At 39.9% G+C, this 13,652-nt stretch carries 13 protein-coding genes; 5 read left to right on the top strand and 8 right to left on the bottom strand.

Going from position 1 to position 13,652, the window contains the following annotated elements; translation table 11 throughout:
- Position 1: 1 nt before the first annotated feature.
- Entirely contained in the window at positions 2-511 is a 510-nt protein-coding gene (locus CXF81_RS05205; protein WP_101180313.1) for a hypothetical protein, read from the top strand.
- Positions 512-700: 189 nt separating this feature from the next.
- Here CXF81_RS05205 and pckA read toward each other — a convergent pair whose 3' ends face one another.
- From pckA to CXF81_RS05175, 6 genes are all read right to left on the bottom strand, one after another.
- The gene (gene pckA, locus CXF81_RS05200; protein ID WP_101180312.1) at positions 701-2,314 is read right to left on the bottom strand and encodes a phosphoenolpyruvate carboxykinase (ATP); all 1,614 of its coding nucleotides are present in this window, start codon (positions 2,312-2,314) and stop codon (positions 701-703) included.
- A gap of 276 nt (positions 2,315-2,590) precedes the next feature.
- Positions 2,591-3,004: a hypothetical protein gene (locus tag CXF81_RS05195; protein ID WP_101180311.1), complete on the bottom strand. Its 414-nt coding sequence runs from the start codon at positions 3,002-3,004 to the stop codon at positions 2,591-2,593.
- Positions 3,005-4,027 (bottom strand): glycosyltransferase family A protein, encoded by a 1,023-nt coding sequence (locus tag CXF81_RS05190; protein ID WP_101180310.1) that lies wholly within the window; start codon positions 4,025-4,027, stop codon positions 3,005-3,007.
- Positions 4,020-5,294: an oligosaccharide flippase family protein gene (locus tag CXF81_RS05185; protein WP_101180309.1), complete on the bottom strand. Its 1,275-nt coding sequence runs from the start codon at positions 5,292-5,294 to the stop codon at positions 4,020-4,022. The genes CXF81_RS05190 and CXF81_RS05185 overlap by 8 nt, the downstream gene beginning before the upstream one ends.
- A gap of 215 nt (positions 5,295-5,509) precedes the next feature.
- Entirely contained in the window at positions 5,510-6,973 is a 1,464-nt protein-coding gene (locus CXF81_RS05180) for a sigma-54 dependent transcriptional regulator (RefSeq protein ID WP_101180308.1), read from the bottom strand.
- Positions 6,974-7,148: 175 nt separating this feature from the next.
- A complete protein-coding gene (locus CXF81_RS05175) occupies positions 7,149-8,654 on the bottom strand; it encodes a sensor histidine kinase (RefSeq protein ID WP_101180307.1) in 1,506 nt (501 codons plus the stop codon).
- 182 nt (positions 8,655-8,836) lie between these two features.
- Between CXF81_RS05175 and CXF81_RS05170 the strand changes: the two genes are divergently transcribed.
- Positions 8,837-9,394, top strand: coding sequence for an NAD/FAD-utilizing enzyme (locus CXF81_RS05170; protein ID WP_101180306.1), 558 nt, complete (start codon positions 8,837-8,839; stop codon positions 9,392-9,394).
- Positions 9,395-9,603: 209 nt separating this feature from the next.
- On the opposite strand, the gene CXF81_RS05165 is transcribed toward CXF81_RS05170, so the two are convergent.
- Positions 9,604-10,146, bottom strand: a complete 543-nt coding sequence (locus CXF81_RS05165; RefSeq protein WP_101180305.1) for a cytochrome b — start codon at positions 10,144-10,146, stop codon at positions 9,604-9,606.
- A 740-nt stretch (positions 10,147-10,886) separates the two neighbouring features.
- Here CXF81_RS05165 and CXF81_RS19810 point away from each other — a divergent pair.
- From CXF81_RS19810 to CXF81_RS05145, 3 genes are all read left to right on the top strand, one after another.
- On the top strand, positions 10,887-11,366 hold the full coding sequence (locus tag CXF81_RS19810; RefSeq protein WP_157825498.1) for a GFA family protein: 480 nt from the start codon (positions 10,887-10,889) through the stop codon (positions 11,364-11,366).
- A 109-nt stretch (positions 11,367-11,475) separates the two neighbouring features.
- Positions 11,476-11,916 (top strand): hypothetical protein, encoded by a 441-nt coding sequence (locus tag CXF81_RS05150; RefSeq protein ID WP_101180302.1) that lies wholly within the window; start codon positions 11,476-11,478, stop codon positions 11,914-11,916.
- A gap of 294 nt (positions 11,917-12,210) precedes the next feature.
- Positions 12,211-12,684 carry an NYN domain-containing protein gene (locus tag CXF81_RS05145; RefSeq protein ID WP_198556324.1) on the top strand — a complete coding sequence of 158 codons (474 nt, stop codon included), beginning with the start codon at positions 12,211-12,213 and terminating at the stop codon, positions 12,682-12,684.
- A gap of 71 nt (positions 12,685-12,755) precedes the next feature.
- Here the strand turns inward: CXF81_RS05145 and CXF81_RS05140 are convergent, their stop codons facing one another.
- A complete protein-coding gene (locus tag CXF81_RS05140; protein WP_101180301.1) occupies positions 12,756-13,448 on the bottom strand; it encodes a hypothetical protein in 693 nt (230 codons plus the stop codon).
- Between the last annotated feature and the right edge of the window lie 204 nt (positions 13,449-13,652).

The following is a 13,652-nucleotide window of genomic DNA, read 5'->3' as shown; positions in this document are numbered from 1 at the left end:
TATGAATAAGCTATATATTTATGTTTGCCTAAGTCTGTTTTTAGCCGCCTGCGGAGGCGGTGGATCCGAGAGTATTACTGCACAACCGCTGCCAGCAGCAGGGGATCCGTTGCCCGTTCCAATTCAAAGCCAAGTTGCTGTAACTGAATTTAGCTTAGAAGAAATTAATCCTAAAAAGGCCGCGGATATGATAGTAAGTACAGCAAAAACCAGTCATGAGATTGTCGTGCCTGATGGTTTTGCACTCAGCAGTGAACGCTCGTTTAACCTGCGAATTACTCGATCCCAAGATGACAATCAGGCTGCCTATTTATCATTGTGCAGCGACTATAAACAGCATAATGATGGAAGCTATAGCATCAATTATGATAGCTGCCTACTCAGAACTTCGTTGAGTGATATTAACTATGAAGCTGCCATCGTAGTTACCAACGATACACCAGGTTTAGTTGCCGCACTCTGGTTTATGGATGAGAGTAAAAAACCGCTCATCACGGATTGGCGTTTTTAATGACTTCTTAATGAATAGTAGAAAATACGTCCTCTAATAAATGTAATACTTTAGTTTGATGTTGGCATCGTCATTTGTATAACTTGCTTTGCCAACATCGCTCTATTGTCGTGTGCAATAATAGATATCATACTCATCGTCTATCACGCCAATACTTCCTCGGTCTAGGACTGCCCTATAATTGAAGGCCTATTCGGGAGAGCTTAGCTTCGGACCTGCATTGACTAAACTGCGGCCATGTGCAGTATCTGTAAATTTATCAAAATTATCAACAAATAGAGCGCCTAGCTCTTCAGCTTTCTCGTACCAATGCTGTGCTTCGCCATATGTGCCTCTTGGGTCCAAAATAGTCGCATCGATACCGGCTAATTCTTTCGGAATACTAAGATTAAAAATGGGCAACAGATGTGATTCTGCAGCATCCATGCTGCCATCTAAAATAGCATCGATGATTGCGCGAGTGGCTTTTATAGAAATGCGCTTACCACTGCCGTTCCATCCAGTATTGACTAAATAGGCCTGTGCATTAGCTGCCTGCATTCGTGTTTCCAATACATTCGCATATTGAGTTGGGTGCAGGGTCAAAAAAGCCGCACCAAAACAGCTCGAAAATGTCGGTGTTGGCTTAGTTATACCTAGTTCAGTGCCGGCTAATTTAGCGGTAAAACCAGATAGTAAATAATATTGAGCTTGCTCAGGCGTTAGTTTGGCTGCCGCCGGCAACACGCCGAAAGCATCGGCAGTTAAAAATATCACTTTTGTTGCATGGCCAGCTTTAGAAATCGGCTTAACGATATTCGCAATATGATTAATCGGGTATGAAACTCGGGTGTTTTCGGTAATCGAATTGTCGTGATAATCGATCACACCGGCTTCAGTATGACTTACATTTTCAAGCAAAGCATTGCGTCTAATAGCGGCATAAATGTCGGGTTCATTTTCTTGACTAAGACTAATGGTTTTGGCATAGCACCCGCCCTCCAAGTTAAACACCCCATTGTCGTCCCAGCCGTGTTCATCGTCACCAATAAGCTGTCTTTTAGGATCCGTTGAAAGGGTCGTTTTTCCGGTGCCGGACAAACCGAAAAAGATTGCCACGTCTCCCTTTTCTCCTACGTTAGCGCTGCAGTGCATTGACGCAATTCCTTGCAGCGGTAAGTAGTAATTCATTATGGCAAACATGCCTTTTTTCATTTCTCCGCCGTACCAGGTTCCACCAATGAGCTGGATCCGCTCGGTCAAGTTAAAGGCAACGAAATTTTCAGAATTGAGTCCCTGTTTTTGCCAGTCTGGATTGCACACTTTGGCGCCATTCATGACAATAAAATTAGGTTCAAATGCGGATAATTCTTCCGCGCTCGGCGTAATAAACATATTAGTGACAAAGTGCGCCTGCCAAGCGACTTCGGTAATAAAGCGAACCGACATCCGAGTGTCTTTGTTTGCACCACAAAAGGCATCGACTACGAATAAACGTTTACCACTGAGCTGGTTTGTGACTAAACCTTTAAGTTGGTTCCAAGTATCTTGATTAATGGCCTTATTGTCGTTTTTGCCTTGATCCGACCACCACAAGGTATCTTCGGTAACACCGTCTTTTACAATGTATTTATCTTTAGGAGAACGGCCAGTAAACTTTCCGGTTTTTACACATACCGCACCTGATTCGGTAACAAATCCTTTTTCAAAACCGGATAGTTCTGATTTTGTGGTTTCATTAAAAAGAGTATCATAGTCTGGGTTGTGCAAAATTTCAGAAGTAGTATTAATATTGTAATCTTTCAATGAATCGATCAATTTCACCAGAGCAGCTCTTTGTTAAGGGTATATTTTGAAGCGTATCTTACTGGTTTTGGCCGTCATCCTCCACCTTTTAACTGTATACTCGGTATAAAAATCAAGAATGTGCTGTATGAACAGAATAATACGAGTTATTACTGACTTCAAATATGAAAGTTTAAATGGATGATTACACAATAATGATCAAAATTTGCTATAGGAAATAGTATAAAACGCTACATTTTGATGGCCCATCCGGAACCTAAAATTGCTTTATTGTGTTTATAGTTAAGACTCTATTTATCCGAATTTTTGCTTAAGCCAACTCCATAAACCGAGTGAGTAACCTTCAAATAAATCGATACCTAAAGCTGATTTGAGTATGTATAGCACCACCAATCCAAGTAATGTACTTAATGACAAAAATAACGCGGCCAAAAATAAAGTCGTCATTAGTGCGATAGACTTTTCAGTGCGTGTTACCGCACGAATATTGCGGCCCATTAATAAAACAAAATAAATCCGTGAGGGATAAAACGGGATTGGTATCGTGCCACGACAGTCAATTTTGTGCTTTCGATAGCCGGCGTTACCAACCGCCACTTTAATGTGGCTTAGTTGCCTGTCTGTAAGGGACAACGCAGTCTCATCAGGAAGACGACTCAACAGATTCATGACATCGGGATCCTTGCGGATGGCGTTGATTTTTTTCAATTAAATTTCCTTAATATCCACAGCGGTTTGTCGTTGCCCTATCCACTTCATCGCTAGCGATTCCAAGCGACTATAAAGTGAACGAGGTAATAAAGATAATAATGCGCACGCATAGGTTGCTATTGTCCGCTTGGGTTCTTCAAATAAAATTCGTGGCTGTTCGAATAATGCTCTATGAATCAACTTTATGGCCTGATAGCTGTCTCTTGAATGAATTGCTCGACGAGCTAAGTACCTCAACTGGTAAGCTCTTGCTAGAGGTAATAATTGATTGAATAATTGAATATTAGTCTGCTCATTTTTACTCATAGCTAAGGTCCAACTTGCAAACTGTTTTTGTAAATCTGCGGATAAGCCACCCCCATTTATTCTATAATATGTGAGTGGTGTTGAGATACCCTCAAATTTCCATTTGTTTGATAACGCAATTCGGACCCAAAGCTCAATATCTTCAGATTGTCGCAATGTTTCATCAAAATAATATCTACGGCCTTGTTCTTGGTGTGTAGTTGAAATATCTGTTAAAAGTCTTCTTCGAATAACGGCCGCTGAACCATTTCCTATTGGATTGCGACATAGGATGTCTCTAAAATCAATTTTTGTTAACTTAGGAAATTGTCCCGTGCCAGTCATATTACCCTTTTCATCTATAAACAGTGAAGGACAATAACTGACGCCAACTTGAGGATTGCCATTAAGATGTGCCACATGTTCAGTTAGTTTTTGACTTGCCCAACAATCATCTGAATCAAGTAATGCAATGTAAATCCCTTTAGCCGCCTGAATACCCGTATTTCGAGCACCCGCCAACCCTCTATTTTGCTGTTTTATTAATCTGATGCGAGGATCCGTAAACTGCTTGAGAATATGCAGAGTATTGTCAGAGCAACCGTCATCAACACAGATCACCTCAAAGTTTTTAAAGGTCTGTTCTAATACAGAAATAATGCATCTCTCAATGTATTTTTCTACATTAAACATAGGAATAACGACGGTGACCATGGGTAAGGGTAGCTTATTCATTGGAATGACTCCTCAAGGACAAAAACTTGATGATTGAGATACAACCGAAAAAACAGGGCTGAATGAGCAAAACTAAAAGACATACTGCACTCATTATCAGTACGCTGAGTGCAAAATCGATGGGTGTGTTTGCGTTGAACAAAAATAGACCAATGGCGCTTGCTGCTAAGCAAAAGATACGAACATACATTTCATATTGGTACTTAGCTTTAGCCCGTAAGATGTTGCAATGGGTATCTATGTAAATAGCAGGTAAAGCAGAACAACATAAAAAGGCAACGGTTGAATAACTCTGCTGCCATTGTTGTTCAAATAAAATAGGAACATAAAACGGCACGGCGATAGCCTGCAAAATAAAAGTGAATGCAACAAAAGATGCAAACGCATATATTTTCAGTGTGACGTTGGGCAAGGTGTCTTGTCGATGCTTATTGCATAGATAAGGATACAGTCCGGAATTAAACGCATTGTTAAGCGATTGGCTTAAACCGACCCCTGCACTTTTAGCGAAACTGTAAACACCAAATAATTCGGGACTTAAAAGGCGTGCGCCAATTAAAACATCCAATTGAAGCCGCAGTGCTCTTATGAGTTCGGTAGACAGCAGTTGTCCTGAGCTCTTAATTAATGATAAAAAAATAGGTTTGTTAAATCCAATCCCATAATTCTTAACCGGCGCGAAAGCGAATAGACTAAGCCATAAAACAACAAATACCCATTTGCCATAAACTACGGACATAATTCCGAAATCGAGTAGCGCAAAAATGCCAATACTGATATTTTCTGCCAAAATACACAGCGCATTACAAATACTGTAATAGCGCATTTTGCTGGCTCGGTGTAACAAAAATACCTTAACGCTAACTAAAGGGTAAGGTATGTATGCAAGTGCCATCAAGATAAGCAATTTTGAGAGTTCCGAATTATCGTAAAAAATCGCAATGGGGAAGGCTAAAGCGACTTGAAAGGCAGCAAGTGACAAGCAAATAAGCCATTGTAATACAGCGCCATTTCTTACAAATTCAGATAATTGAGATTCATTGCATTGGACAATTTGAGAGCCTGCACCGGAGCGCAGTACTAGTTTTAACACTTCATGACAAGCAAGTGCCAGCATGATGGTGCCATATTCTATTGCACTGAGTTGTGCTGCCAAAATCAATATAACAAAAAGTCGCGAGAATTTAGCTGCGATTTCTGAACCCAATAACCAACTGACGTTGCTTAATAAGCGCTTATTTTCAAATTGCAGTACTGGTAGTTTCAATTATGCCACCTAACAAATAGCCTTGTTAAATGGTATATTCAAAAATTGATCCACTTTTTATATTAATTTAAAACTATGATTTACATAATAAAATATGGATTTTTACATTTGAATTTCGCAAGTTGCAAAGCAATTGCTTTGCAACTTGCGAACGATTACTAGAGTAGAAATGAGACTTGTTTTTTTAATACAAAGCAGACCGAAACACTATTTCATTAATCTTGCCATTGCTGAACCTTACGGTATAGAGTAGAAGGGCTTACTTCCAGTAATCCTGCGGCTTTAACCACGTTATCGTCGCATGCTGCAATTGCGTGTTCGATAGCAGCCCTTTCGACTTCAGCAAGGCTTCTAATACCCTCAATACCGGTGAACAGCTCATCAGGAGTGTGAGGAACTGCGGAGTGATTTAAATCGGATCCTGGCATCACGGGCACTGGTTTTTTTTTATTGTTAATTTCATGCACTTTTTGGTCTGACAACCTCAACTGACGGATAATAATTTTCGCAGTGAGCAGAGGACCTTCGGACATTACTATTGCACTGTGAATTGTATTTTCGAGTTGGCGGACATTTCCTGGCCAATCATAATTTTGAATTAATTTCTGAGCGTCAGATGATAAGCCAACAAATATCTTGTTTTCTAGCTCGCTAAAATGCTGCAAAAAGAAGTGGGCTATCTGAATACTGTCTTGTTCGCGTTCATTTAAAGGCGGTAAGTTAATAGATATAACATTCAGTCGATAATAAAGATCTTCGCGTAACATTCCTTTCTCTATAGCTTCATAAGGCTCGCGGTTGGTCGCACTTAGAAAACGAATGTCTACTTTTTCTACCTTGTTGCTACCTACTTTTTGAAAGGTACCCGTTTGCACAAATCGTAATATTTTAGCTTGCAAAGCGATATCCATCTCACCTATTTCATCTAAGAAAAGTATACCTTTATCGGCTCTTTGTGCTGCACCTTCACGATTCGATGCTGCTCCTGAAAACGCCCCTTTAACGTGGCCAAAAATTTCAGATTCCATTAGCTCACGGGGAATTGCAGCACAATTTAAGCTCACAAGAGTCATGTTCTTACGCGGACTTAATTTATGTATAGCATCGGCAACAAGCTCTTTACCTGAGCCGCTTGGGCCAGTAATAAAAACTGAAGCATGACTTTGCGCACATCGTTCGACTGAATCATAAACGAACTGCATTGGCGTTGATTGCCCAATAAAATTCATGAAACTATGTTTTCGCCTAGATTGCCATTGCTCCAATGTGCGGCGCAATAAACTGCGTTCTGCCAATATTTCACTATAATTAATAGCCTGTTGGATGGTAATTATTAACTCGTCATTGTTCCACGGTTTTTGCATGAAACTCCATACTCGACCAGTGTTAATTGCATCCATCACCGCATCTAGTTCAGTGTAGGCGGTGAGCATTATTCTTACTGTCTCTGGCCAACGGCGTGCCACCTCCTGGAGAAATTCATTGCCTCCCATACCGGGCATATTCTTGTCAGATATCACAATATCGATGTCTTTTTGTTCTAGAATAGCGATCCCCTCTTTGGCTGAGTTGGCGCTATGAACCTTTAAGTTTAGACCTCTAACTGACCGCGTTAACGCGTCCAATATATTGATTTCATCATCAACAAATAGAATGCTGCCTTTTGATTCGCTATTCATCTTTTACCTTCCACTTAGTCAGAAGCCTTTTGTCAGCTTCGCACAATTGTTGGTGGCTTTAATTTATATATAATAAGCGTTAATTTATCATAAAAAATTGCGTCAGCTGCAAAATTCGCGATATGTGGTTTTTGAGACTAATTGTAAAAGCTCTATCGAGCTCACATACAATATATTAATCTAGACGGAAGCCAAGCGTAAAACGGGTACCTTTCCCCAATTCTGATTTAACTTCGATACTAATGTTTTGTGTTTCTAAGATTGCATAGCTTACGCTGAGTCCTAAGCCAGTGCCTTTACCTACCGGTTTAGTGGTGAAAAATGGATTGAAAATTTGGCTTTTAGTTTTCTCATCCATACCAATTCCATTGTCTTCAACATGAATTAATAAATAGTGTTTATGTAACTCACTGTGGATCCTCATTGTACCTCCCTCTGGCATCGCATGCGCGGAGTTTATTAACAAGTTAACAAATACTTGTTGCAGTTTTCCGTAATTATTTAATACCTTGGGAAGTGTCGTTTGCAGTTCATTAATTACTTGGTGTTGGTATTTAAATTCATTTGCAACCATGCTCAGAGCGTTATTTACGCACTCATAAATTGATATTTGTTTGAGGTTATCGTCACCGGTATGTGAAAATGATTTTAGTCCTACAACAATTTCTTTAATCCTTTGAATGCCGTCTTGATTTGACTTCACGATTAGTTCGGCATCGGCTAATAAAAAATCCATCTCTTTTTTCTTTACTGTTTCATTGAACTCTTGTTTAGATAAACTGCCGTTTAGATATATTTTTTCTTCCAACAATTTAAAAGAAAGTTTAAATTCCTTTATATAATCGTTGAGTGTTTGCAAGTTAGATCGAATATATCCGATGGGATTATTTATTTCATGAGCCACCCCCGCAGCAAGTTGCCCTAATGATGCCATCTTCTCGGATTGAATTAATTGTTTTTGTGTGTTTTGCAGATGATCTGCGGTTTCTTGAAGTTGTGTATTTCGCAGAGCGATTGTTTCATCGGATAAGTGTTGTCTAATTCCACTTAGCAAGTGACCTTTTGCAACTTCTAGTATGTGCAATGCCTCTTCATCAAGGGATTCGATTTTGCTTAGGAAAGCAATCCACACCGAATTATTGCTTTCTAACTGAAGATTTATGTAGATAATCCATTGAAAGTTTTGCTCGCCAACTGCATCCTCTTCATTGAGCGGTGTGATAAACCAATGAGGGGCGGCATAATATCGGTCTGAAGGGAGACGCTCAAGTGGTAGATGTTTAAAAAAGAATGATTGAAGTTCGTGATTTTCTCCCCAACCATTATTGGAAGACCAAATTATTGCTTTAGAGCCACTTTTTAATTTCCCCTTACTAAAAACGGCTTTAATACCATACTCAGCATTAAAAAACTTGCCAGTAAGTGACACGGTGTTTTGCAAAATGTCAATTAGGTTTAACTTTGAAGAGAAATCATAGGACGCTTCGGTGAGATACTCAATTTCAGCTTGTTTTTTTTTCGTGTCATTTAGTGATTTTTTTAAGCACTTATTAGCTAAGTGAATTTCTCTTGAGTACACCTCTAATTGACGCTCGGCAAGCTCTCGAGCATTTTTCTCAAGGTCTATTTGTTGTTTAAGTCGTTCTATATCCGAAACGGGTATAAGTTGGTTTTTATCCAAACTGGGTTACCTCAAGTACACATCTGTCATCGTTATTATGCTCGCATTCTACAGTAGATTACATATGTCCCAATTGCAGTCTACTACATCGAAGTTCGACTTAATGCAATTTAGTACTATACTATTCATCAGAGATCTAACTACAGGTTTCTGAGTTGCCTAACCTTACTGGGAGAAAGCGAATGAAGCGTCAGTATTATATCAGCAGTGACCTAGCAGACCTTAAATTGGTTGAACAAGAGTTAAAGTTTGAAGGACTATTTACCCCGCAAATTCATGTATTAAGCGCCAATGACGCTGAAGTAGAAAAATATCATTTACATGCTATTGAAGCCGTGTTGAAACAAGATGTCGTGAGGTCTACACGACTCGGCGCCGCCGCAGGTATTGCTGCCGCTAGCTTCTTGTTATTGTTAGCCTATACGTTTCAGTGGCATACTTCCTCAGTAGGTTGGTTACCGTTTACATTTTTATCCATAGTGGTACTTGGTTTTTGCACTTGGATCGGTGGTTTTATTGGTATACAGGTACCTAATTATCAATTCAAACAATTCCAACAGTTGCTTATGCAAGGCAAGCATATATTTTTCGTCGACATTACTGACGATCAGTACGTATTGCTGGAAAAAGTAATACAGTCACATTCTGGTTTAATTCATGCGGGCACCGGTGAAGCGACGCCCGAATGGGTCGTCAAAGGACAACAGAAATTCAGTGAATTTATGAAAGTGATGCCATAATATAGTTTTTTGAGACATTTTCTTTTACGCATATTGGCGGATGTCTAAATTTGTTCAAATTGACTATTCTGTGTTGGTAGTCAGGAGGAGTGTGCACACTAGTAAGTGGCAAGAGACAAATTTGTCCGAGGTTCAGCAATCAGCAACGAATCAAACTAAATAACAGCTCGACAGCTAGTATGGATAGTGCAGAGTATAAGGCTACCTAATTAACGTCGAGTTATTTTCATGCGATTGAATAGTTGTTGTTTCAAAACATACTGATGATAAAGCGCCATCAACATATGTCCACCTAGCAGCGCATAACCAAATTTACCTATTGTTTCGTGTATTTCTTCCAGCGTCTTTCCTAACTCGGGGTCCTCTGCAATTAACGAGGGAACCGTCATGCCAAAAATATCCACTGACTTACCTTCTGCGCTGATTATTAGCCAACCAAGTATTGGCATTACCAATAAAAATAAATAGATCAGAGAGTGACCGAGTTTAGTCGCCTTGATTACCCATTGTGGGCCACTCGATAATGCAGCGGGGACGATGCTGGTAAGGCGAAACATGATCCTAGCGAAGGTGGTTAATAAAATACTTAAACCGACGACGAAGTGAATATATTTGGCGTTATCGCGCATATCCGTGCCGCGTTCAAAAAACTCACGCCCTTCAATAGAAGCATACGATAGAACAATTAAAATAAAAGTTAACCAATGCAAAATAATCAAGGCGTTGGGGTAGTGAGAGGCGTTTTGGGGCATAGTCAGTTTCTTATTTTAAGTGAAGGTTTGATATTTATGCTCTATTAATAACGCCAGCGTAGCAGCGCGCAAAGTAGACGTATCTTAAGCAAACAATTGTACGTTCATGGTAAAACAATGTGAATAATTTAGCTCATACAATAACGGTCGCTACCTTGTCCTTGATCAATAGAACGTAGATTATTGTGGTTACTGAACATGTTCAGTAACCCACGTTTTACAAGAGAGAAAATTGTCCTACAGGCCATATAATTTATGTACTTAGGGATAGATGTGTTGGTGTTATTACAATGCCTGCATAGTAACAACATCTATTTGCAGGTTAAATTGCGTTAGGTCATTGTTTAACATGAAAAGATATAAAAATAGCACGCGCGGTTACTTTGCATGCATTGTAACCACACAGAAAACGGTAGAAATATTCATCAAAAACAGGGTAAGCTATTGAAAATAATTAACTATGAGGGTTTATGAAATGACAATGTTTCGTGGTCACAATGAAGTCTTGGGTGCTTTGATACGTTAAGCTTGGTCGTCGAGCTCGCTCATGGGTTATTAGATACCTTGGGCCAATCTTACAAAGAACCAACCACGAGCGCGTTTTATGTCAAAGGCTCATAACAAAGCAAGTCAATCTGACAGCTTACACTCCGTTTGTTTTCGTGCGCAAAAATGCTCGCACAAAAACAAACTCCATTACAGCTGCAGTTGCTTGCGGCATATGCATTAGGAGATCAGTCGTGCCAACATCGACCAACCAAACCTTTAACTGTTCTTGTGGAAAATCTGCGTTAGGCATCACCAGTCGACCGTTTGCAAGGTTCGTTTGCCATTGCACCATTTGCCAGTCGGTTTATAGCGCACCGTTCGCTGACATAACATTGCTCTGGGCAAAAAACGTATCACTACCCGACGCCCACAATATTCAGTTCAAAAAATACCGCCGCCCACCAGCGCTGAGCCGAGGTACATGTGGATCGTGCGGCTTGCCCTTAGTTGGCTTTTTGGCAGTTGCTCCACTCCTCCGAATGGCGTTTATCCCAACCCAAAACTACCCAGAGTCTTACGTTCTGCCTCCAGTTAGTATGCATATTTTCTATCACTCCCGCACCGCTGACGTCAGCGATTATCTACCCAAATATAGTGGTTACTTGCGTAGTCAGTTGGCACTGACAAAACTCGTCTTTGGCGCAGGATTTAGCGGTGCAGCAGATGCATAACCAAGCGCTACACCGGACTCATAATTTTGCACTTTTTTTGCAAAGTATCTCAAAAACCCTTCAAATTATTACCTGGGTGAGCTAAGCGTTACCCCTCAAGGAGGATTTAGTGAAATATGATGACGCGTCTTGGCATTATGGAGGTGACTTCCCAAGTGACCTAGAACCTATAAATGGGGCAACCCATATAGCAATGTTTATTACTTGGTGTCTATTAAATGACCTTGCTGGGAGTTTACATTTAGATGAATTTCCGGACGCGTTAAATGAGCTTGCGGCGAGACAACAATCACCTGCAGCATGGTTTGTTGACAACTGTGATGAAAAGTTTACTGATGAAGATCTCAATACCCAAGGGAACCTTTTCGCTTTGTATTATTATAACGACGAAAGTTCCCCATTTTATTCTGACTACGAAACTGCTGTGGGCTCTGATGCTGAAACTCTTTATCACATAGAGGATAGCTGGGAGACGTATGATAAATTAGGGCCGGTCTTTAAAAAACGATTTGATGAGTGGCGAGAACTTGAAGGATCACAGAAAAATTGAATACTCAATATTAATACATCAACAAAGACTTTTAGCATTCCATTCAATAATCAAGTTATTGGCCTATTTTGTGTTTTGTCCACCTTACTAAATATTGATAAGCCCTTGTTTATTACTAGCATCAAATTGGAAGGTAATAATAAGGTGGCAAAAACTATTATGGTTAAAAACCCAGTATAAGAGAAATAAGCATAGGCATTTAAATGACCCACTTTATCCTAGTCAGACGTTTTAATCTGATTAGTGTTATTATTGGGTTTGTTGTCATTTCTTCTTATTATAAAGGGCATTGAAGTGCAAAAAGCCGCTATTTTTGTTGATGTACAAAACATCTACTACACCACTAAACAGACATTTTCTCGCTCTTTTAATTACCGTCACTTTTGGCAATCCATTGCGAATGATTATGAGATTGTCAATGCCTTTGCTTATGCCATTGATCGCGGCGACGCGCAGCAACAAAAGTTTCAAAGTGCCCTGCGTCATATTGGTTTTGACGTAAAGCTCAAACCTTTTATACAGCGCTCTGATGGCTCTGCAAAAGGCGATTGGGATGTTGGTATTACAATCGATATATTGGAGGTTGCGCCTCATGTTGACACGATTATTCTGTTGTCCGGTGATGGTGATTTTGATCGCTTGCTGACCAAAACACGACAACAGTATAGTTGCAAAACAATCGTTTTTGGGGTGCGTAACTTAACCGCTAATTCGTTGATAAATGCCAGTTCAGAGTTTGTTACTATAGACGAGCAGTGGCTGCTATAAAGGAAGTAGATGCTATAAAAGCATCCGCTTCAATGTCAAGAGCATGACTTCCCTGTGCGGGCAATCAACTATCAGTCTTTATACAGGCGCTTAACTTTACTTTTTAAGCTCTCGTTCTCAAGTACTAACTCAACTGGACGTTCAAGAATAATATCGCCTTCAACGTTGGAATCCGCGCTGATGTAAAGCACAGGATAGTTTTTGTTATACTTTTGATTGGAGCGACCACTAAAATAAATGTCGCCTTTCACGAGACTTCCGTCTCTTAGTGTCACATTTCCGTTTGCAGTAACAATATCCGTTTCAACAATTACATCACTTATCGAAATGTCGCCGTTTACGGTTGATAACTCACCGCCAATTTGACCTTGTTCTTGTATCTTTATTTGGCCATTAACGGTACTCACATTTTGTTCTGCCACAAAGCCTTCGCCTATCTCAATTTGACCATTAACGCCGTTCACCGAATCTACCTTAACATTGTCGCCTATAGAAATGCTGCCGTTTGTAGTGCTTACACGCGCAGCGGTCACCTTGTCTTGTATAACAACACTGCCATTAACTGAACCTACGTCTTGTACGGTTCTTCCTGCACCGACTTCAACGCTCTTATTGGTCGACTTCACATCTGACGAGTAAATTGCAGTGTCAGCATCCGAGTCTTTATATTTGGCATTAACGTGAATAATACAGCCACTGAGTGTGAAGCTGAAAAGGGTTATTCCTATAAACGAGTAAATAGGGCGACGAATCTGGTTAATCATGGCTAACTCCGTAATTGATGTGCGAATGTGTATTGTATTGGTCTTATTCATCATAAAACCTTGTATTTTCCATTGCTTTGCATTCAGTATGCCAATTCTTAAATTATTGTTTTTATTGATTTATTTTTTTTCATCTACATAAAGTAAGGATAAAAAAGCCATATTCCACTAAACATTAGTCAATTAAACCAACGGTGTTACAAA

Origin of the sequence: Glaciecola sp. 33A (assembly GCF_002836745.1) — a bacterium.
Taxonomy (GTDB): domain Bacteria; phylum Pseudomonadota; class Gammaproteobacteria; order Enterobacterales; family Alteromonadaceae; genus Glaciecola.
Note: the sequence above shows the minus strand (reverse complement) of the source record. Positions and strands in the feature narration are given on the sequence as shown.